Origin of the sequence: Streptantibioticus silvisoli (assembly GCF_027947535.2) — a bacterium.
In the GTDB taxonomy this organism is placed as follows: Bacteria; Actinomycetota; Actinomycetes; order Streptomycetales; family Streptomycetaceae; genus Streptantibioticus_C; species Streptantibioticus_C silvisoli.
Genome location: NZ_JAAGKO020000015.1, coordinates 13,338 through 33,835, shown reverse-complemented (window position 1 = coordinate 33,835; position 20,498 = coordinate 13,338). Strand labels below are relative to the sequence as shown.

Sequence of the window (20,498 nt, the reverse complement as noted above, 5' to 3'; positions counted from 1 at the left end):
GCACGGCGGCACCGGGACGCGTGGGCCGCGCACCCGGCAACCCTACGGCCTCCGGTCCCCGTCGCGCAGACGGCGGCCCGGCGGCCGGCGGGCGGGCGGTGCCCCGGCGAGGCGGCATATGTCCGCAAGGTCCGTTACGTCATGATCGGATCATGCTGTCACGCCGCTCCCCCGGCCGTCCGGCCGCCGCCGGCCCCGCCGAACCGCCCGGCGCACGCTGCGGCGAGCCCCTCGCGCCGGACCGCCCGCCGCTCGTGACGTACACGCTCATCGGGCTGTGCGTGCTGGCGTTCCTGGTCGGCCCGGTCGCCGGACTGGACCCGGTCTACGGCTCCGGGCACGACCAACTGTGCGCGCAGGCCGGGTACTTCGCGCGCTGGGGGGTGATCCCCTCCGAGCTGTGGCACGGGGCGCTGCCGCCGGACGCGCTGTCGCTGCCGGCCGGCTGCCGGGCGGGCGGCCCGTCGGGGAAGCTGCCGGCGCTGTCGGTGCTGACCGCGCTGTTCGTGCACGGCGGCTGGACGCACCTGCTGGGCAACATGCTCTTCCTGTTCGTCTTCGGCCCGGCGGTGGAGGACCGGGTGGGCCGGACGCGGTACGCGGTGTTCTACCTGGTGGCCGGGTACGTCGCCACGTACGGCTACGCCTACGGGCACGCCGGGTCGACGCAGACGCTGATCGGCGCGTCGGGGGCGATCGCCGGGGTGCTGGGCGCGTTCCTCTTCCTGTATCCGCGCGCCCGGGTCACCAGCCTGCTGCCGTTCCTGCTGTTCCTGCCGCTGCGGTTCCCCGCGTGGCTGGTGCTGGGGTTCTGGTTCGCCCTCCAGTGGTTCGCCTCGCGCACCGCGCAGGCCGCGCCCGGGGTCGCCTATCTGGCCCACGTCATCGGGTTCGGCTTCGGCTTCCTGTGCGCGGCGGCGGCCTACCGGGAGCGGTCTAAGCTGACCCCGCAAGCCGCGACCCGAGGAGACAGCCAGCCGTGATCACCGCGATCGTGCTCATCAAGACGGATGTCGACCGCATTCCGGAGATCGCCGAGTCGATCGCCGCGCTGGAACACGTCAGCGAGGTCTACTCGGTCACCGGCACCTACGACCTGGTCGCGCTGGTGCGGGTGGCCCGGCACGACGACCTGGCCGACGTCATCCCGGGCCGGATCAGCAAGATCGCCGGGGTGGCCGGCACCGACACGCACGTGGCGTTCCGCACGTACTCCCAGCACGACCTGGAGTCCGCCTTCGCCATCGGCCTCGAAGGCTGACCCGCCCGGCTCCCACGGCACCGGTGCCGCCACCGGTCACCCGTGCCCGGCACCTCCCGCGTCAACACCCGTCACCGGCAACGGCGTTGGCCCCGGCGCCGCCCGCCGTCAGGCCGCCGTCGGCGCCACCAGTTCGGCCAGCGCGGTCAGGAACCGCTCGACGTGCTCGTCCGGCGTGCCGGCCCCGAAGCTGACCCGGATCGCGCTCAGCGGCCGTTCGCCCTGGCCGTCGCCGGGGGTGCCGCACTCCGCGGGGGCGTCCGGGGCGCCGTCCAGCAGCAGCCGCACCAGCGGGTGGGCGCAGAACAGCCCGTCGCGCACCCCGATGCCGTACCGGTCCGACAGCGCGGTGGCCAGCCGGGAGCTGTCGTGGCCGTCGACCACGAACGAGATGACGCCGACGCGTTCCGCCCCCGCGCCGAACAGCGACAGCACCCGGGCGCCGGGGATCGCGGCCAGGCCGGTGAGCACCCGGTCGACCAGCAGGCGTTCGCGGGCGGCCAGCGCGCCGTGGCCGGCCTCGCGCAGCGCCCGGCAGGCGGCGGCGATGGCGTAGGCGCCGACGACGTTGGGCGAGCCGGCCTCGTGCCGGGCCACCGTCTCGTGCCAGCCGACGTCGACCCGGCCGGCCGCGTCCCGGGTGACGGTCCGGCTGGCGCCGCCGCCGGCCAGGTAGGGCGGCGCCGCCCGCAGCCAGTCCGCCCGGCCGGCCAGCACACCGGCGCCGAACGGCGCGTAGAGCTTGTGCCCGGAGAACGCCACCCAGTCGGCGCCCAGCGCGGTGACGTCCACCGGGTGGTGCGGGGCGAGTTGGGCGGCGTCCAGCACCAGCCGGGCGCCGGCGGCGTGCGCGGCGGCGGCCAGTTCGCGCACCGGCCACAGCTCGCCGGTGACGTTGGAGGCGCCGGTGACGCACACCAGCGCCGGGCCGTCGCCGCGCCGGACGGTCAGCGCCTCGGTCAGGACGCGGACCGCCTCGCGCGGGGAGCGCGGCGCGGGCAGGTAGCAGACCCGGCAGTCGGACCGGCTGCGCCACGGCAGCAGCGCGGCGTGGTGCTCGGTCTCGAAGACGAACACCTCGGTGCCGGACGGCAGGGCGGCCGCCAGCAGGTTGAGCGAGTCGGTGGTGGAGCGGGTGAAGACCACCTGGTCGTCGGGGCGGCAGCCGAGGAACCGGGCGACCTCGGCGCGGCTGGCCTCGAACAGGTCGGTCGACAGCTGCGACAGGTGTCCGGCGCCGCGGTGCACGCTGCCGTAGTAGGGCAGGTAGGCGGCCACGTCGTCCCACACCCGGCGCAGCGCCGGGGCGCTGGCGGCGTAGTCCAGCGCGGCGTACTCCACCTCGCCGCCGTCCGCCAGCGGCACCGTGACGCCGTCGCCGAGCACCGGCAGCGGTGCGGCGGGGGCCTCGATGACCTCGGTGGAGACGACGGTGGACGGACGCGCGGCGGTGCGGGCGGAACCGGCGGCGAGGATGGACAGGATGGGTGCGGGCATGGCGAACTCCCGTGAGCGTGGGCGGAGTCGACCCGGCGCCGGGGTGGGCACGGCGCGGGACGTGGCGGAGGAACCCCTCGAAGGGGTGGCTGCGGTGAGGGCCGTTCGACGAGGCGGCACGGTTCCGGGTCCCCGGACGACGGGGTACGGGACGACGGGGAACCAGGTGGCCGGAACGGCCTAGCGCATTCGCTTGCTCAAGGGAGCTCCCGCGTGGACCAGGACCCCTGGTGGATACGCGAGGGGTCCGCGCTTGCCGCACGCCTTGCTGCGCACGACCTGGTCATCACCCGGGGCACCCCGCCACGGACGGAGGGTTGCCGGACAGCGAGCCGGGGCTTGATTGCTGTCACTCGTGACCTGGCCAAGACATTAACAGGTGGAACGGGCGGTGGCACCGCCCGTTCCACCATGCGAGAAGACCTCAGGCGCGGCCGGCCGCCACCCAGCGTTCCAGGACCGCCTCGGCGGCCCCGGTCTCCAGCGACCGGGCCGCCGCGGCCATGCCGACCGAGATCCGCCGCTCCAGCGGCTCGTCGGTGGGGTCCAGGGCGGCCAGCGCGGCGGCCGAGTTGAGCAGCACCGCGTCGCGCACCGGGCCGGCCTCGCCGGCCAGCAGGCGGCGGGCGACGGCCGCGTTGTACGCCGGGTCGGCGCCGCGCAGCGCCTCGACCGGGACCAGGTCCAGGCCGACGTCGCGCGGGTCGAAGGCGACCTGGTCGACCTTGCCGTCGCGCACCAGCCACACCTGCGAGGTGTCGGTGGTGGTGAGTTCGTCCAGCCCGTCGTCGCCGCGGAAGACCAGGGCGGACGAGCCGCGTTCGGCCAGCACGCCGGCCAGGATCGGGGCCATCCGGGCGCTGGCGACGCCGGTGGCCTGGGCGCGGACCCGGGCGGGGTTGGTGAGCGGGCCGAGGAAGTTGAAGACGGTGGCGATGCCCATCTCGCCGCGGGCCCGGGCCGCGTACCGCAGCGCCGGGTGGAACCGCACCGCCGGGCAGTAGGTGATGCCGGCCTCCTCGGCGATCTCGACCACCCGTTGCGGGGACACGTCGAGGTTGACGCCGAGGTGGGCCAGGACGTCGGAGGCGCCGCTGCGCGAGGACGCCGCCCGGTTGCCGTGCTTGACGACCTTCGCGCCGGTGCCGGCCACCACGATCGCCGACATGGTGGAGATGTTGACGGTGCCGGACCGGTCGCCGCCGGTGCCGACGATGTCGACGGTGCGGCCGGGCACCTCGATGACGTTGGCGTGCGCGTACATGGTGCGCACCATGCCGGAGACCTCGCCGACGGTCTCGCCCTTGGCCCGCAGCGCCACGCTGAAGGCGGCGATCTGCGTGTCGGTGGCGGAGCCGGTCATGATCTCGTCCATCGCCCACGCGGTGTCGTCGGCGGTCAGGTCGCGGCCGTCGAGCAGGTCGGTCAGGACGTCCGGCCAGCTGCGGTCCGCCACGCTGTCGACTCCGGCGGGGGTCTGCGCGCTCATGGCCGCTCCTGGGGTGTGCGGGGGACGGGATGCCTGCGGCACAGCGTATCGATCGCGGCGGGCACCGCGGGCCCATGTTCGTACGATGGTCCGACGATGATCGAAACGCCCCGGTGCGGCGTTCCACCGACGCCCCGGCACGCCGTCCGCGGGGGCGCCGGCGCCGGTGGCGGACGCCGTCCCCGCCGGCGGCGGAGCGCCGTTGACGCCCGGTGCCGCACCCGCCTGCGCACCGGCGGCGGAACCCCCGTCCGCGCCGCCGGCGGCCCCCTCCGTGCCGCTGGAAGGCGTCCCGGCCGGGCTGCGGACAGCCCGGAGGGAACGACCCGACCCCGGACAGCCCGAAGGCCCCGGTGCGGACTGTGGCGGTCCGGCGGGGCCTTCGGGGTGACGCTTCGCGCTGACGCGGGGTCGGGTCAGTGGTGACCGTGTCCGCTGGTGATCTCCGCGTGCTCCTCGGGGGTCGGCTTCGGGATGTGGCTTCCCTCGCCGTACATGCCCTCGGCCAGCTTGGCGCGCAGCTTGGTGAGCGGGTCGACCTTGCGCTCGACACCGTTCTCGTCGACCTCGGGGCCGATCTCCGCCGGGGCGGGCTGCTCGTGCGCGGTGAGGGTGAAGACCTTGCCCTGGTCCAGCGGTTCGTGGATCTCGATGAACTCGCCGTGCGGCAGCCGCTTGATGACGCCGGTCTCGCGACCGTGCAGCACCTTGTCGCGGTCACGCCGCTGAAGGCCGAGGCAGACCCGCTTGGTGACGATGAACGCCAGGACGGGGGCAACGAAGAAGGCGATCCGCACGAACCACGTGACGTCGTTGATCGACAGGTGGAAGTGGGTGGCCAGGATGTCGTTGCCGCCGCCGATCAGGCAGACCATGTACCAGGTGATCCAGCCGACACCGAACCCGGTGCGCACCGGCGCGTTGCGCGGGCGGTCCAGGATGTGGTGCTCGCGCTTGTCGCCGCTGACCCACGACTCCAGGAACGGCCAGATCGCGATGACGGTCAGCACCGCCGGGAAGAGCAGGCCCAGCGGGATGAAGACGCCCAACTGGAGCGTATGGCCCCAGAAGTTGATCTCCCAGCCGGGCATCGCCCGGATCAGGCCCTCGGAGAAGCCCATGTACCAGTCGGGCTGGGCGCCGGTGGAGACCTGGTCGGGCCGGTACGGGCCGAACTCCCAGATCGGGTTGATCGAGGCGATCGCCGCGATGATCGCGATGACGCCGAAGACCAGGAAGAAGAAACCGCCGGCCTTCGCCATGTACACCGGCAGCAGCGGCATGCCGACGACGTTCTTCTCGTTCTTGCCGGGACCGGCGAACTGCGTGTGCTTGTGGTAGAAGACCAGGATCAGGTGCGCCACCAGCAGGCCGGCCATGATGCCCGGCAGCAGCAGGATGTGGATCGAGTAGAACCGCGAGACGAAGTCGTTGCCCGGGAACTGCCCGCCGAACAGGAAGAACGACAGGTAGGTACCGACGATCGGCACCGACAGGATCGCGCCTTCCATGAACCGCACGCCGGTGCCGGACAGCAGGTCGTCGGGCAGCGAGTAGCCGGTGAAGCCGGTGAACATGCCCAGCACGAACAGCAGGAAGCCGAACAGCCAGTTGACCTCGCGCGGCTTGCGGAACGCGCCGGTGAAGAACACCCGCATCATGTGGACGAACATGCCGGCCAGGAAGACCAGCGCCGCCCAGTGGTGGATCTGCCGGATCAGCAGACCGCCGCGCACCTCGAAGCTGATGTTCATCGTCGAGTTGAACGCCTCGGACATGCGGATGCCCTGGAGCGGCACGTACGGGCCGCTGTAGGTCACCTCCTGCATGCTCGGGTGGAAGAACAGCGTCAGGTACACACCCGTGAGGATGATGATGACGAAGCTGTAGAGGCAGATCTCGCCGAGCATGAAGGACCAGTGGTCCGGGAAGATCTTGCGCATGTTGGCCTTGGCCAGGCCGTAGATGCCCAGCCGTCCGTCGGCCCAGTCGGCGATCTTCTCGCCCGCGGGGGCCTTGCCCCGGCGGGCGGTCACATCGTCCGTCGCGTGTTCGGTGGTACTCATCCGCGCTCCCAGAAGCTCGGGCCGACCGGCTCCGCGAAGTCGCCGAGCGCCTCGAGGTAGCCGCTGCCGTTGACGCTGATCCGCAGCTGCGGCAGGGCGTGGCCCGCCGGGCCGAAGATGACCCGGCCACCGTCGGCCAGGTCGAACGTCGACTGGTGGCAGGGGCACAGGACGTGGTGGGTCTGCTGCTCGTACAGGCTGATCGGGCAGCCGACGTGCGTGCAGATCTTGGAGAACGCCACGATGCCCTGGTGGCCCCAGTCCAGCTCGCGCTTGTCCTTGATCTCGTCCGGCTCGATGCGGACGATCATCAGGGCGGCCTTGGCGATGACGTCCTGGAAGTCGTCGTCGTCCTCCGACAGCCCGGGCGGCTGGGCGAAGGTCAGCGAGCCGGTGGTGATGTCCTCCGGACGCAGCGGCAGGTTGGTGTTCGGGTTGATCAGCGTCATGCCCTTGCGCCAGGCGGTGGTGCGCAGGCTCTTGCCGGGCAGCGGGCCCAGGTCGCGCAGCAGCACCAGGCCGGACAGCGGCACCATGGCCATCGCGCCGAACATCGTGTTGCGGATCAGCTTGCGGCGGCCGAACTGGCTCTCCGCGGCGCCCTGCTTGAAGTCGGCGATGACCTGGGCGCGCACCTCGGGCGACGCCTCGATCGGGTGCCGCTCGGCGGGGGTCTCCACGTCGGACATCAGGGTGCGGGCCCAGTGGACCGCGCCGGCGCCGATGCAGAACAGGGCCAGGCCCAGGGTCAGGCCGAGCGCGAAGTTCAGCGCGCTGACGTGGCCGACCGGGAAGATGTAGACGATCTTCCCCGGCTTCAGCGTCACGTACGACGCGATGAAGCCGATGGTGGCCAGCATCGACAGCACGAACAGACCCGCGACGACCCGCTCGGAGTGCTTGGCGGCCTGCTCGTCCAAGTCCTGACGGCGGGGCAGGTGGGCCGGCAGGCCCGGGTCGGCGAACGCGTCCCCGGCCACCGCGACCGCACCGTGGTGAGCGTCGTGCGCGCGCTCACTTGGCAGGTTGTCTTCTGACATGTCCTCGTGTGATCCAGGCTCGCTACTCATGACTTCCTGGCCTTGGTGGTGTGCGTGGCGACCCAGATGGCCAGCGCGATCAGCGCGCCCAGTCCGAACACCCAGCCGAACAGACCCTCGCTGACCGGGCCGATACCGCCGAGCTCCAGGCCGCCGGGGTTGGCGGCCTTGTCGCTGTCGGTCGCGCCGAGGTAGGCGATGATGTCCTTCTTGTCCTTCTGCGGCATGGTGCTGTCCGGGAAGGACGGCATGTTCTGCGGGCCGGTGAGCATGGCCTCGTAGATGTACTTCGGGGGCGCGTTCTCCAGCGAGGGGGCGTACTTGCCCTCCGTGAGCGCACCGCCCTTGCCGGAGGCGTTGTGGCACTGCGAGCAGTTGGTGCGGAACAGCTGGCCGCCGTTGGCGATGTCCGCGCCGTCCGGGCTGTACTGCTGACTGGTCGGCTTGACCGGGCCGGGGCCCAGCGAGGCGATGTACGCCGCGAGCTGGTCCACCTGGGCCTGGTTGTAGATCGCCTTCTTCTCCGGGATCTGCGGGCCCTGCTGCTGGGCCGGCATGCGTCCGGTGCCGACCTGGAAGTCCACCGCCGCCGAGCCGACACCGACCAGGGAGGGTCCGGTCTTGGTGCCCTTCCCGGAGGTCCCGTGGCAGGTGGCGCAGCCGACCGAGTAGAGCTTCTGGCCCTCCTGGATGGCGAGGGACTGCGACGAGGTGTCGGCCTGTGCCTTGTCAGCCGGCGCGAACGCGGCATACAGCCCCCCGGTGGCCGCAAGCGCGAAGAGTAGGACGACGAGCGCAGCCAGCGGGTGGCGTCGTCGTGCGGAGAGCTTTTTCACGGATTACCCCGGTGTCAGGATCTTCTGCGTCGATGCTTCTGGTGTGGTTCCGGCGCGAACCGGTTACTTGATCAAGTAGATCGTGGCGAAGAGGCCGATCCAGACGACATCGACGAAGTGCCAGTAGTAGGACACGACGATGGCCGCGGTCGCCTGTTCATGGGTGAACTTCTTCGCCGCGTACGTCCTGCCGAGTACCAGCAGGAACGCGATCAGACCACCCGTCACGTGCAGCCCGTGGAAGCCGGTGGTCAGGTAGAACACCGAGCCGTAGGGGCTGGACTTCAGGGAGAGCCCGGCATTGCGCACCAGATCGGTGTACTCGAAGATCTGGCCGCCGATGAACATGGCACCCATGACGAACGTGATCATGAACCACATCCGCAGCCGCTTCACGTCACCGCGTTCGGCGGCGAACACGCCGAACTGACAGGTGAAGGAGGAGAGCACCAGGATCGTGGTGTTGCACGCCGAGAACGGCACGTTCAGCGCGTCGTTCTGGCTGTGCCAGAACGCCGTGCCGGTCACCGAACGCAGGGTGAAGTACATCGCGAAGAGGGCCGCGAAGAACATCAGCTCGGAACTCAGCCAGATGATGGTTCCGACGCTTGTCATGTTCGGCCGGTTGACCGACGGGTGCGCGTGCCCGGTATCTACTGCTGTTGCTGTCGCCACGACCGACATTATGTCGGTCGCTTATCCCGCGCTCACTCCGGGGGTGCCGTTCGGTGTGTCAAGAGCTTCGGGTACAACCGTGCCGCGCGTCGCCGGTATCCCTCGAACGAGGGAAGCACCGGTGGTCGTGGTGGACGCCGGGGCGGCCGGGAACCGGGTGGCGGACGGCCCGCGCGGCGGCCGGCGGCGGACGGCGGCGGCATCGGCGCGGTACGGCCTCTCCTCCCGGAGGGGTCGGCCGGAGTAGCATCCGCCCTGTCCGCGCCGCGGTCTGTCACCAGTCGCGCGGCGCCCCCTCGGCGAGGAGGCAGGTCATGGATCAGGCGGCCACGGTGCTCGTCTACAGCGACGACGCGAACACCCGCGAACAGGTCCGGCTGGCGGCCGGACGGCGTCCGGCCCCGGACGTGCGGCGGGTGGAGTTCCTGGAGTGCGCGACCCTGTCGGCGGTGCTGAAGGCGCTGGACGAGGGCGGCATCGACGTGTGCGTGTTCGACGGTGAGGCGGTGCCGGCCGGCGGGATGGGGCTGTGCCGGCAGGTGAAGGACGAGATCTTCCACTGCCCCCCGGTGCTGCTGCTCATCGGCCGCCCGCAGGACGCCTGGCTGGCCACCTGGAGCCGGGCGGACGCCGTGGTGACGCATCCGGTGGACCCGGCGGCGCTCGCGCGGTCCCTGGCGGACCTGCTGCGCGAGCGGCACGCGGTGGCCTGACCCGTTGGGCCGGACGGCCGTTCACCGGGTCGCGGTGAACGGCCGTCGGGGTACCGCCGGGTGGCCCAGGGTCACACCTGCGGGGTGAGCCGGGACGCCTGGCTCTGATGGGTGGCCTCGTTGTCGGCCCTGCTGCCCGAGGTGGCCCGGGCGCCGAGCGCGCTGCCCTTGAGCCACTCGTCCCACGACAGGTTCCAGTCGCCGAAGCCGTTGCCGAAGTCCTCCATGTCGTGGCCGCCGGAGCCGACGACCTGGACGACGTCGCCGGGGCGGACCTCGTCGAAGAACCACTTGGCGTTCTCGGTGCTCATGCCGGTGCAGCCGTGGCTGGTGTTGGCCACCCCCTGCGAGCCGACCGACCACGGCGCGGCGTGCACGTATTCACCGCTCCATGTCACCCGGGTGGCCCAGTGGACCGGCAGGTCGTAGGAGTTGGAGCTGCCCGCGGCGATGCCGACGGTGCTGGATTTCATCTGGACGAAGGACTGCTTCTCCAGCACGACCTTGATGCCGTTGCGGGTGTCGAAGCCGGGTTTGCCGGTGGTCACCGGCATGGTGCGGACCTCGTCGCCGTTGCGGTAGAAGGTCAGCTGGTGGGTGCCGGCGTCGGTGAGGGCGAGGACCCGGTCACCGGTGTCGAAGGTCACGGGCTTGGCGGAGCCGCCGAAGACGCCCTTGCTGATCTGGGCGCCGCCCAGGCCGCTGCTGACGGAGACGGTGGCGTGGGCGGGCCAGTACCGCTTGGGGCGGAAGTGCAGGGTCTGGTCGTCCACCCAGTACCAGGAACCGGTCACCGCGGGGGTCGAGGTGACGTGCAGGGCGGCTTCGACCCGGGCGCGGGCGGTGTGGTCGTGGACCGGCTTGCTGAGGGCGGCGGTCACCGGTTCGCCGACGCCGTAGGTTCCGGCGTCCGGCCCGAAGGTCACGTTGAGCAGGTTGTTGGCGGGTTTCGTGGCGAAGGTCACCGTCTCGCGGCCCTGGGCGCCGTCGCCGTTCTCGGTACTCACCCGGACGGTGTAGCGGGTGCCGGCCGCGAGCGGTCCGGTGCTGTGCCACTGGGTACCGTCGTCGCTGAGGGCGCCGGCCACGAAGCGCCCGGTGCCGTCGGTGGCGGTGACGTCGGTTATTCGGCTGCCGCCCTTGGAGGTCACGGTGAGCGGCTTGCTCGGGTCGACCTGCTGGGCGCCGTCGACGTCGCTGTACCTGATCTGGCCGGCCGCGTTGTACGGCGTGTTGGCCAACGGGTCCCCGGAGGAGCCGCAGGCGGTGAGACCCGCGGCCAGGGGTGCGAGGAGCGCCAGCGAGGTCAGGCTGCGTGTCGCTGTCCGGCATCGAGGTGTCTGACTCATGCTCACAACGTATGAAAAATGACGACTCCCGGCGCGTTGTGTTCCGGCAAACGGGGGTCCCGGGGTATACGCACCGCCTCCCCCGGCCTGCGGCGGCCCACTGGGCCGTCCGGGTCGCGCACCGCCTCCCCCGCACCGCCGGCCGCGACGCGGGCGGCCCAGGACGCCGAGAGGGCCGGGACGCCACGGGGCTCGGGTGCCGAAAGGGCCGGGACATCACGGGGGCCGGGACGCCGAAAGGGCCGGGGCCCGGACACCGTGCGGTGTCCGGGCCCCGGCCCTCGTGCTGGTGCTGCGGCCCGCGGTCAGTACCGCTGGTCGGAGCCCCGGTAGTACTCGAAGACCCAGCCGAAGATGGCGACCATGATCACCGGAGCGGCGAAGTACATGATCCACCAGCCGAAGATGATGCCGAGGAACGCCAGCGCGCCACCGGTGGCCAGCATGAGCGGCTGCCAGCTGTGCGGGCTGAAGAACCCGATCTCACCGGCGTCGTCCGCCACGTCGGCGTCGGCCCGGTCCTGCGCCCCGTTGTCCGCCCGGCGGGCGGTGAACGACAGGTAGAAGCCGATCATCAGGCTCAGGGCGAAGGCCATGAACAGCGCCACGCTTCCGGCGGGCTCGCCCGACCAGAGGCAGTAGACGATGGCCGACGCCAGGATGAAGACGGCCAGCCACAGGAACATCTTGCCCTGGACCTTCACTTGCCGGCCTCCTTGTTCTCGACCTCTGCCATCTGACGGCTGCCGTGGTTGTCCAGCTGCTCCAGCGCCGCGATCTCCGGGTGGTGCAGGTCGAAGGCCGGGGACTCGGAGCGGATGCGCGGCAGCGTGAGGAAGTTGTGCCGCGGCGGCGGGCAGGAGGTCGCCCACTCCAGGGAGCGGCCGTAACCCCACGGGTCGTCGACCTCGACCTTCTTGCCGTACTTGGCGGTCTTCCACACGTTGTACATGAACGGCAGGATCGACATGCCCAGCAGGAAGGAGCTGATCGAGGAGATCGTGTTCAGCGTCGTGAAGCCGTCACCCGCGAGGTAGTCGGCGTACCGGCGCGGCATGCCCTCGGCGCCCAGCCAGTGCTGGACGAGGAAGGTGCCGTGGAAGCCGATGAACAGCGTCCAGAACGTGATCTTGCCGAGGCGTTCGTCGAGCATCTTGCCGGTCATCTTCGGCCACCAGAAGTGGAAGCCGGCGAACATCGCGAACACCACGGTGCCGAACACCACGTAGTGGAAGTGCGCCACCACGAAGTAGGAGTCCGAGACGTGGAAGTCCAGCGGCGGCGAGGCCAGGATGACGCCGGTCAGACCACCGAAGGTGAAGGTGATCAGGAAGCCGATCGCCCAGAGCATCGGTGTCTCGAAGCTCAGTGAGCCCTTCCACATCGTGCCGATCCAGTTGAAGAACTTCACCCCGGTCGGTACCGCGATCAGGAAGGTCATGAAGGAGAAGAACGGCAGCAGCACGCCACCGGTGACGTACATGTGGTGGGCCCACACCGTCACCGACAGGCCGGCGATGCCGATGGTCGCGCCGATCAGGCCGACGTAACCGAACATCGGCTTGCGGCTGAAGACCGGGATGACCTCACTGATGATGCCGAAGAACGGCAGCGCGATGATGTAGACCTCTGGATGCCCGAAGAACCAGAACAGGTGCTGCCAGAGCAACGCGCCACCGTTGGCCGCATCGAACACGTGCGCCCCGAATTTTCGGTCCGCCTCCAGCGCGAGCAGCGCGGCCGCCAGCACCGGGAACGCCAGCAGGGCGAGCACCGAGGTCAGCAGCACGTTCCACACGAAGATCGGCATGCGGAACATCGTCATGCCGGGCGCGCGCATGCAGATGATCGTGGTGATGAAGTTGACGGCACCGAGGATCGTGCCGAAGCCCGACAGCGCCAGACCCATGATCCACATGTCCGAGCCGACCCCGGGGGACCGGACCGCGTCGGACAGCGGGGAGTAGGCGAACCAGCCGAAGTCGGCCGCGCCCTGCGGGGTGAGGAAGCCGCCGACCGCGATCAGCGAGCCGAACAGGTAGAGCCAGTAGGCGAACATGTTCAGCCGCGGGAACGCCACGTCGGGCGCGCCGATCTGCAACGGCATGATCCAGTTGGTGAACCCGGCGAACAGCGGCGTCGCGAACATCAGCAGCATGATCGTGCCGTGCATCGTGAACGCCTGGTTGAACTGCTCGTTCGACATGATCTGAAGACCGGGCCGGGCGAGTTCGGCGCGCATGAGCAGCGCCATGATGCCGCCGATGCAGAAGAACGCAAAGGAGGTCGTCAGGTACAGGGTGCCGATGGTCTTGTGGTCCGTGGTGCTCAGCCAGCTGATCACCTTGGTACCGGCGTTGCGCTGCCGCGGCCGGTGCGGCGCCTCGGCAGCGGCGGTGCCCGCTGGTTCGTTGAGGATGGTCACTGGTCGCTCCCGGTAGTGGTGACGCCCGGCTCCGCGTTGGTCGAGGCGTCACGGGTGTTGCCCGTGGTGGCGATGCCGGCCGGGACGTAACCCGTCTGGCCCGCCTTCGCCAGGTCCTTCAGGTGCTGCTGGTACTGGGCCGGGGTGACGACCTTCACGTTGAACAGCATCCGCGAGTGGTCGACGCCGCACAGTTCCGCGCACTTGCCGCGGAAGGTGCCCAGCTTGTCCGGGGTGACCTGGAACTCGTTGGTACGGCCGGGGACGACGTCCATCTTCATGAGGAACGGGATCACCCAGAAGTCGTGGATGACGTCCCGCGACGTCAGCAGGAAGAGCACAGACTGGCCCTTGGGGAGCCACAGCGTCGGACCGGGGCTCGGGTTGCCGGGGGTCCACTGACCGGGCACGCCGGTCTCGTAGACGCCGTTGGCGTCGGCCGGGCGGCCTTCCAGGTACTTCGGCGGAATGCTGGACAGCTGCGACGGGATCTTGACCGGCGTCGTCGGCGTGCCCGGCACGTGCTCGATGTAGTTGAAGCCCCAGCTCCACTGGTAGCCCACCACGTTGACGATGTGGTCGGGCTTCTTGGAAACCTTGAGTATGTCGTTCTCGTCGCGCGCGGTGAAGTAGAAGAACACCGCGACGATGACGAGCGGAACCACCGTGTACAGCGCCTCGATGGGCATGTTGTACCGGGTCTGCGGCGGAACCTCGATCTTCGTCCGGCTTCTGCGGTGGAAGATCACGCTCCACAGGATGAGGCCCCAGACAAGCACGCCGGTCACCAGCGCGGCGGCCCAGGAGCCCTGCCAGAGCGAAAGAATCTGCGGTGCCTGTTCCGTCGCGGGGCTGGGCAGGCCGAGCCGCGGGAAGTCCTTGTAGGAACAACCGGTGGCGGTCGCCAGGACCAGGCCCGCGGCCAACGCCTGCGGCAAGCGCCGCCGCATCGGGCGCCGCGACATGCGGTCGGAGCCGTTGGGACTCACGTAGCGCCTTCCCGAGAGTCTCGCCCGCGCGGCCGGTTTCCGGCCGCATGCGTTCGGTCGGGGCCCTGGCGCGAGCAGGGTGTGGATGTTTATGCGGACCAAACCCTACTGGAAGCGTCTCAGGGCCATGCGGGGAGGGGTACCAACGCGCCGGTGGGGACGCGTCCTGGGGTCCGAAGGGGTTGCCCCGCACCCGTAACCGGCGTTGGGCCACCAGGGTTGGGCCACCGGCGCGGCGCCCGGGACCGCGGCGGACGGCGGCGGGATAGCGTGGCGGCGTGGGTTATTTCGACGTGGCGTCGACCGCTCCGCTCCACCCGGTCGCCCGGCAGGCGCTGGTGGCGGCACTGGACGAGGGCTGGGCGGACCCGGCGCGGCTGTACCGGGAGGGGCGGCGGGCGCGGCTGCTGCTGGACGCGGCGCGGGAGACCGCGGCGCAGGAGGTGGGCTGCCGGCCGGACGAGCTGACGTTCACTCCATCGGGTACCCGGGCGGTGCACACCGGCGTGGCGGGCGCGCTGGCCGGGCGCCGCCGGACGGGCCGTCACCTCGTGGTGTCCGAGGTCGAGCACTCCTCGGTGCTGCACGCGGCGGACGCCCACGCGGCGGACGGCGGCGAGGTCACCCGGGTGGGGGTGGACCGGACCGGGCGGGTCGCGGCGGACGGGTTCGCGGCGGCGCTGCGGCCGGACACCGCCCTGGCGTGTCTCCAGTCGGCCAACCACGAGGTCGGCACGCTCCAGCCGGTGGCCGAGGCGGCCGAGGCGTGCGCGGCGGCCGGGGTGCCGCTGCTGGTGGACGCGGCGCAGTCGCTGAGCTGGGAACCGGTGGCGGGCCGCTGGTCGGTGCTGGCGGCCAGCGCGCACAAGTGGGGCGGCCCGGCGGGCGTCGGGCTGCTGGCGGTGCGCAAGGGCACCCGGTTCGCGGTGCCGGGCCCCCGCGACGAGCGGGAGGGCGGCCGGGCGGCCGGCTTCGAGAACCTGCCGGCGATCGTGGCGGCGGCGGCCTCGCTGCGGGCGGTACGGGCCGGGGCCGCGGCCGAACGGGCCCGGCTGGCGGCGCTGGTGGACCGGATCAGGTCCCGGGTGCCGCAGCTGGTGCCGGACGTGGAGGTGGTCGGCGACCCGGTGCGCCGGCTGCCGCACCTGGTGACGTTCTCCTGTCTCTATGTCGATGGCGAGGCACTGCTGGGCGGCCTGGACCGGCGCGGCTTCGCGGTCTCCTCCGGCTCCTCGTGCACGTCGAGCACGCTGACGCCGAGCCACGTGCTGCGGGCGATGGGCGTGTTGTCCGAGGGCAACGTCCGCGTGTCGCTGCCGGCGGGGGTGCCCGAGGCGGACGTCGAGGCGTTCCTGGCGGCGCTGCCGGAGGTGGTGCGGTCGGTGCGGGAGGATCTGGGGGCGTGGGGGGGATTTGAGGGCGCGGGGAGTTTCGGGGGCGCGGCGGGCTTGGGGGGCGCGGTGGAATCCGGTGGCGGTGCGGTTGGCTCCGACGGTGCGGCGGGCTTCGGCGGCGCGGTGGAATCCGGTGGCGGTGCGGTGGGCTCCGGTGCGGCTGGCTCTGGCGGTGCGGTGGGCTTCGGCGGTGCGGCGGAAGACGACGGTGCCGTGGGCTCCGGTGCGGCTGGCTCGGGCGGTGCGGTGGAAATCGACGGTGCGGTGGGCTCCGGTGCCGTGGACCCCGGCGGCGTCGAGGACGGCGGGATCGTGGTGGACGCGCTGGGGAAGCGGTGTCCGGTGCCGGTGATCGAACTGGCGAAGGTCTTCGGCCGGGTGCCGGTCGGCGGGACGGTGACGGTGCTGTCGGACGACGCCGCCGCCCGGCTGGACATCCCGGCGTGGTGCGAGATGCGGGGTCAGCGGTACGCCGGGGAGCGGGAGGCGGCGCGCGGTACGGCGTACCTGGTGCGCCGCCTCCGGTGAGCGTCCGGGTGGCTCAGGCGCCGGTCGCCGACAGGTGGGCGCGGATGTCGCCGGCGGCCTCGTCGCCGTAGGCCTTGGCGAACCGGGCGAGGAACGCCTCGTGGCGCAGCTCGTACTCCTGGGTGCCGAGGGTCTCGATGACCAGGGTGGCAAGCATGCAGCCGAGCTGCGCCGAGCGTTCCAGCGACAGGTCCCACGACAGGCCCGCCACGAAGCCGGCCCGGAAGGCGTCGCCGACGCCGGTCGGGTCGACCTTGCGCTCCTCCTCGGCGCAGCCGACCTCGATGGCCGGTTCGCCGGTGCGCTCGATCCGCACGCCGCGCGCGCCGAGGGTGGTGACCCGGGTGCCGACCCGGCCGAGCACGTCGGCGGCGCTCCAGCCGGTCTTGCTCTCGATGAGGGCGGCCTCGTACTCGTTGGTGAACAGGTACTCGGCGCCCTCGACCAGCGTGCGGATGTCGTCGGCCTCCAGGCGGGCCAGTTGCTGGGAGGGGTCGGCGGCGAAGGTGATGCCGCGGGTGCGGCACTCCTCGGTGTGGCGCAGCATCGCCTGCGGGTCGTCGGCGCCGATCAGGACCAGGTCGAGGCCGCCGACCCGGTCGGCCACCGGCTGGAGTTCGATCTGCCGGGCCTCGCTCATCGCGCCGGTGTAGAAGGACGCGATCTGGTTGTGGTCGGCGTCGGTGGTGCAGACGAAGCGGGCGGTGTGCTGGACCTCGGAGATGCGGACCGAGGCGGTGTCGACGCCGTGGCGGCCGAGCCAGGAGCGGTACTCCTCGAAGTCGGCGCCGGCCGCGCCGACCAGCACCGGGGCGAGGCCGAGCAGGCCCATGCCGAAGCAGATGTTGGGGGCGACCCCGCCGCGCCGGACGTCGAGGGTGTCGACCAGGAAGGAGAGTGAGACGGTGTGCAACTGGTCGGCGACCAGCTGGTCGGCGAAACGACCGGGGAAGGTCATCAGGTGGTCGGTGGCGATGGAGCCGGTGACAGCGATACGCACGACGGGTCTGCTCCCTGCGGCGGCCCGTGGGCCTGCTTCGTCGGATGGGACGGGACCAGGCAACGCTACCGGCCGGTGCGCGGGCCCGGCAGTACCGCTGCGTCCGTCCGGGCCCCCGCGGGCCCACCGGGACGGGCCAGGAATCATCTCATTACCGGACAGTACGACTGTCGGGTAGGCAGGGGAATCCCTAGAGTCGGCGGCACAGGAGCCCCACCGGGGGCGCCGTTTCGTGCGTACGGGAGCCGCCATGAACGCGTCCGAGTCCGATCGTGCCCCGGAGTTCCCCGGTTTCCCCGGCCGGCCGCCGGGTTCCGCGGCCGAACTGCTCGACGACTGCCGCCGGATCGCGCCGCGCTGGCCGGCCGCGCCGCGCGCCGCGGCCGACCCGGTGCCGCCGTCCCGCATCCGCGGCACCACCGTCCCGTCGGCCACCGCGCGGACGCTGGCGGGCATGCCGGAGTACGGCGGCTGACGCGACGCGGCAGGGGGGCGGCGGCTGACGGGGCGCTGCGGGGGTGCGGGGTCGGCGCCGGGGCGGCCGGGGGGTGCGGCGGCTGACGTGGCGGGGGTGCGGGGTGGTCGGTGCCGGGGCGGGTGCTCCTTCTCGTAACCGTTGTTTCAGTCAACGACCAGTCAACGAATCCCGGGAGGGATACCGCCGCTCCCGCCCCGACGCGCCGCCGCGGTCACGTCACCGTCCGCGTCATCGGCCGCCGCGGCCGCCGGGGCCGGGCCGGAACCGGACCGGGCCGGGGTCCGTCCAAGGGGCGTCCGCGTTCGAAGGGGCGGGCGGCAGGTGAGCCGAAGGAGCGAGACCGTGGCCAGCGACAGCGACGACCCCCGTCACAGCGACCCGGCGGTCGCCGGACCGCGTTCCGGCCGTGACCGGGACGACCACGACCCGGACTGGCACCGGCCGCGCCGGTCACCGCTGACCGTCGCGCTGGTCGCGGGCGCGGTCCTGGTGGCCGGGGGCGGCGGCGCCTACTGGGCCGCGGCGGCCGACCACGCCCCGGGCGGCGCGGCGAGCAGCACGGCGCCGCCGAAGCTGGCGCTCAGCGGCTGGACGGGTTCCGGCGCGGGGGGTGCGGGCGGCGGCCCGGTCCAGGTGACCGGTTCGCTGCCGTCCGGGCCGGGGACCGCCGCGGTGTACGTGCCGGCCGGTTCGGTCGCGCGCGACCAGGTGGCCCGGCTGGCGGCGGCGCTGCGCGTCACGGGCGATCCGGTGTCCGGTGGCGGGGTGTGGAAGGCGGGCCCCGGCGACGGCGGCCCCGGTCCGACGCTCCAGGTGGGCCAGGACGCCCCCGGCAGCTGGACGTACGTCCGCACGGGCGGCGGCGCGGCCTGCAAACCGCCGGCCGGCACCGGCGCCGGGAAGGCGGGCGGCACGGTCTGCTACGGCGCCGCGGGCGCACCGGCCTCCGGCACGGCCCGGGGCGGTACGGCCTCCGGCGGTTCCGCGGTGTCGGCCGCGGCGGCGCAGAAGGCGGCGGCGCCGGTGCTGGCGGCGCTCGGGCTGCGCGGGGCCGCGGTGGACGCGAGCCGGACGGCGGGCGCGGTGCGTGAGGTGACGGCCGACCCGGTGGTCGGCGGCCTGCCGACGTCCGGCTGGCGTACCACGTTCCAGGTCGGTCCGGACGGCCGGCTGCTCAGCGCCTCGGGACGGCTGGCGCCGCTGGCGGCCGGCGCGCGCTACCCGGTGGTGAGCGCGCAGGGCGCGGTCGGCGAACTGCGGCACGCCGGCACCGGCACCCGGCTGTGCGGTGGCGGCGTCATGCACCCGGGCGCGGCCGGGGCCGGTACGACGAACGCCGGTACGACCGGTGGGCCCGTCTCACCGGCGCCGGGAGCCCGGCAGAACCTGCCCTGCCTGGCGGCCGCGCCGGCGCTGAAGGTCAGCGGCGCGGTCTTCGGGCTGTCGGCGCAGATCGTCTCGGGCCGGGCGGAGCTGGTGCCGTCCTGGCTGCTGACGGTGGACGGCACGGCCGCGACCGCGACGCCGGGCACGCTGGCCCAGCCGGCCGTCGACCCGGCGTACCTGACGGCGCCGGCCTCCTCGGGCGCCCCGGTCCCGCCGTCGTCGGCGCCGGGCGGTGGTCCGGTGTCGCCGGCGATGCGGGTCGCGTCGTACACCGTGGCCGGCCGGACGGTGACGCTGCGCTTCTGGGGCGGGGTGTGCTCGGACTACACCGCGCGCGTCGTCTCGCAGAGCGCCGCGGACGTTCGGGTACGGATCACGGCGGCGCCGAAGCACCCCGTCAAGCCCTGCCCGATGCTCGCCAAGTCGGTCACCGCGAAGGTCACCCTGGCCCAGCCGCTGGGCCACCGCACCCTCCACGACGTCTCCAACGGCGACCGCGTCCCGGCGGCGCGGCACTGAGCCACCGCGCGGGGGCGCCGACCGGCGGCCACGGGGGACGCGCGGGCGTACGACGGCACACGTGACGCGAGGGGCGGCTCACCCGGCAGTGGGTGAGCCGCCCCTCGCGTCGCGCGTGGACCGGCGGCGCCGCGGTCGCGGCGCGGGCGGGTCAGCTGAAGGAGTCGCCGCAGGCGCAGGAGCCGGTGGCGTTGGGGTTGTCGATGGTGAAGCCCTGCTTCTCGATGGTGTCGACGAAGTCGATGGAGGCGCCGCCGAGGTAGGGGGCGCTCATCCGGTCGGTGACGACCTTGACACCGTCGAAGTCCTTGACCACGTCACCGTCGAGGGTGCGCTCGTCGAAGAACAGCTGGTACCGCAGACCGGAGCAGCCGCCGGGCTGGACGGCGACGCGCAGGGCGAGGTCGTCACGGCCTTCCTGGTCCAGCAGCGACTTGACCTTCGCCGCGGCCTCGCCCGACAGGAGAATGCCTTCGGTGGTGTTCGCGCTGGTCTCGTCCTGAACCGTCATCTGCTTCTCTCCCGGTGATTCGCGCACGGTGGAATGGCGTACTGCGGACTTCTGCCGCACCGGACAACAGTGCCGGGCCGGAGAAAATTCCGCCCCGGTGCGATGTCCCGGTTCGCTTTTCCGTTGCCGTCCTCAGGTCGTGCTGGGTTTCCATTCATGCTCGCACACCACCGGCGGCCCGGTCACGCGCTCCGGCGCACCGGTACCGGCGCGGGGGAATCGCGGGCGCGGCCGCACCTGGGAAGACCGGCGCCGGAGCGAATGCGTCACACCGACACGATGGCCATCGTCAATCTGACGCGAAGCGGCTATGATGGATAACGTCAATTAGACGAGAAGGGC

General features: G+C 72.1%; 18 protein-coding genes and 1 riboswitch. Of the genes, 6 read left to right on the top strand and 12 right to left on the bottom strand.

The window, feature by feature from the left end; genetic code table 11:
• The first annotated feature begins 152 nt into the window (after nucleotides 1–152).
• Together POF43_RS12530 and POF43_RS12525 are read left to right on the top strand one after the other, a co-directional pair.
• Nucleotides 153–983 (top strand): rhomboid family intramembrane serine protease, encoded by an 831-nt coding sequence (locus tag POF43_RS12530; RefSeq protein ID WP_271314091.1) that lies wholly within the window; start codon nucleotides 153–155, stop codon nucleotides 981–983.
• The gene (locus POF43_RS12525; RefSeq protein WP_271314092.1) at nucleotides 980–1,261 is read left to right on the top strand and encodes an Lrp/AsnC family transcriptional regulator; all 282 of its coding nucleotides are present in this window, start codon (nucleotides 980–982) and stop codon (nucleotides 1,259–1,261) included. Before POF43_RS12530 ends, POF43_RS12525 begins: the two co-directional genes overlap by 4 nt.
• 108 nt (nucleotides 1,262–1,369) lie before the next feature.
• Here the strand turns inward: POF43_RS12525 and POF43_RS12520 are convergent, their stop codons facing one another.
• The 6 genes from POF43_RS12520 to ctaE all read right to left on the bottom strand — a co-directional run bounded on the left by POF43_RS12520 (nucleotide 1,370) and on the right by ctaE (nucleotide 8,873).
• A complete protein-coding gene (locus POF43_RS12520; RefSeq protein ID WP_271323052.1) occupies nucleotides 1,370–2,758 on the bottom strand; it encodes an aminotransferase class V-fold PLP-dependent enzyme in 1,389 nt (462 codons plus the stop codon).
• Between the two features lie 244 nt (nucleotides 2,759–3,002).
• Nucleotides 3,003–3,119, bottom strand: a riboswitch (SAM riboswitch).
• A gap of 63 nt (nucleotides 3,120–3,182) precedes the next feature.
• Nucleotides 3,183–4,247, bottom strand: coding sequence for an anthranilate phosphoribosyltransferase (gene trpD / locus POF43_RS12515; RefSeq protein ID WP_271314094.1), 1,065 nt, complete (start codon nucleotides 4,245–4,247; stop codon nucleotides 3,183–3,185).
• 416 nt (nucleotides 4,248–4,663) lie between these two features.
• The gene (qcrB, locus tag POF43_RS12510; protein WP_271314095.1) at nucleotides 4,664–6,313 is read right to left on the bottom strand and encodes a cytochrome bc1 complex cytochrome b subunit; all 1,650 of its coding nucleotides are present in this window, start codon (nucleotides 6,311–6,313) and stop codon (nucleotides 4,664–4,666) included.
• A complete protein-coding gene (qcrA, locus tag POF43_RS12505) occupies nucleotides 6,310–7,353 on the bottom strand; it encodes a cytochrome bc1 complex Rieske iron-sulfur subunit (RefSeq protein WP_271314096.1) in 1,044 nt (347 codons plus the stop codon). Before qcrA ends, qcrB begins: the two co-directional genes overlap by 4 nt.
• Nucleotides 7,354–7,379: 26 nt before the next feature.
• Entirely contained in the window at nucleotides 7,380–8,189 is an 810-nt protein-coding gene (gene qcrC, locus POF43_RS12500) for a cytochrome bc1 complex diheme cytochrome c subunit (RefSeq protein WP_271314097.1), read from the bottom strand.
• 63 nt (nucleotides 8,190–8,252) lie between these two features.
• Nucleotides 8,253–8,873 carry an aa3-type cytochrome oxidase subunit III gene (ctaE, locus tag POF43_RS12495; RefSeq protein WP_271314098.1) on the bottom strand — a complete coding sequence of 207 codons (621 nt, stop codon included), beginning with the start codon at nucleotides 8,871–8,873 and terminating at the stop codon, nucleotides 8,253–8,255.
• Nucleotides 8,874–9,178: 305 nt separating this feature from the next.
• On the opposite strand from ctaE, the gene POF43_RS12490 reads away from it, so the two are divergent.
• A complete protein-coding gene (locus POF43_RS12490; RefSeq protein ID WP_271323053.1) occupies nucleotides 9,179–9,577 on the top strand; it encodes a hypothetical protein in 399 nt (132 codons plus the stop codon).
• A gap of 71 nt (nucleotides 9,578–9,648) precedes the next feature.
• Here POF43_RS12490 and POF43_RS12485 read toward each other — a convergent pair whose 3' ends face one another.
• From POF43_RS12485 to ctaC, 4 genes are all read right to left on the bottom strand, one after another.
• Entirely contained in the window at nucleotides 9,649–10,926 is a 1,278-nt protein-coding gene (locus POF43_RS12485) for a L,D-transpeptidase (RefSeq protein WP_271314100.1), read from the bottom strand.
• A 305-nt stretch (nucleotides 10,927–11,231) separates the two neighbouring features.
• Complete coding sequence (locus POF43_RS12480; protein WP_271314101.1) at nucleotides 11,232–11,630, bottom strand: cytochrome c oxidase subunit 4; 399 nt, start codon at nucleotides 11,628–11,630, stop codon at nucleotides 11,232–11,234.
• Complete coding sequence (gene ctaD / locus POF43_RS12475; RefSeq protein ID WP_271314102.1) at nucleotides 11,627–13,351, bottom strand: aa3-type cytochrome oxidase subunit I; 1,725 nt, start codon at nucleotides 13,349–13,351, stop codon at nucleotides 11,627–11,629. Before ctaD ends, POF43_RS12480 begins: the two co-directional genes overlap by 4 nt.
• Nucleotides 13,348–14,340: an aa3-type cytochrome oxidase subunit II gene (ctaC, locus tag POF43_RS12470; RefSeq protein ID WP_271314103.1), complete on the bottom strand. Its 993-nt coding sequence runs from the start codon at nucleotides 14,338–14,340 to the stop codon at nucleotides 13,348–13,350. The genes ctaD and ctaC overlap by 4 nt, the downstream gene beginning before the upstream one ends.
• A gap of 278 nt (nucleotides 14,341–14,618) precedes the next feature.
• Between ctaC and POF43_RS12465 the strand changes: the two genes are divergently transcribed.
• Nucleotides 14,619–16,262, top strand: a complete 1,644-nt coding sequence (locus POF43_RS12465; protein ID WP_282704555.1) for a cysteine desulfurase/sulfurtransferase TusA family protein — start codon at nucleotides 14,619–14,621, stop codon at nucleotides 16,260–16,262.
• Nucleotides 16,263–16,275: 13 nt separating this feature from the next.
• On the opposite strand, the gene POF43_RS12460 is transcribed toward POF43_RS12465, so the two are convergent.
• Nucleotides 16,276–17,262, bottom strand: a complete 987-nt coding sequence (locus POF43_RS12460) for a carbohydrate kinase family protein (protein ID WP_271318558.1) — start codon at nucleotides 17,260–17,262, stop codon at nucleotides 16,276–16,278.
• Between the two features lie 250 nt (nucleotides 17,263–17,512).
• On the opposite strand from POF43_RS12460, the gene POF43_RS12455 reads away from it, so the two are divergent.
• Both POF43_RS12455 and POF43_RS12450 read left to right on the top strand, forming a co-directional pair.
• The gene (locus POF43_RS12455; RefSeq protein ID WP_271318557.1) at nucleotides 17,513–17,737 is read left to right on the top strand and encodes a hypothetical protein; all 225 of its coding nucleotides are present in this window, start codon (nucleotides 17,513–17,515) and stop codon (nucleotides 17,735–17,737) included.
• A gap of 345 nt (nucleotides 17,738–18,082) precedes the next feature.
• Nucleotides 18,083–19,645: a hypothetical protein gene (locus tag POF43_RS12450; RefSeq protein WP_271323843.1), complete on the top strand. Its 1,563-nt coding sequence runs from the start codon at nucleotides 18,083–18,085 to the stop codon at nucleotides 19,643–19,645.
• Between the two features lie 151 nt (nucleotides 19,646–19,796).
• On the opposite strand, the gene POF43_RS12445 is transcribed toward POF43_RS12450, so the two are convergent.
• Nucleotides 19,797–20,156: a HesB/IscA family protein gene (locus tag POF43_RS12445; protein ID WP_271316199.1), complete on the bottom strand. Its 360-nt coding sequence runs from the start codon at nucleotides 20,154–20,156 to the stop codon at nucleotides 19,797–19,799.
• Nucleotides 20,157–20,498: the final 342 nt, after the last annotated feature.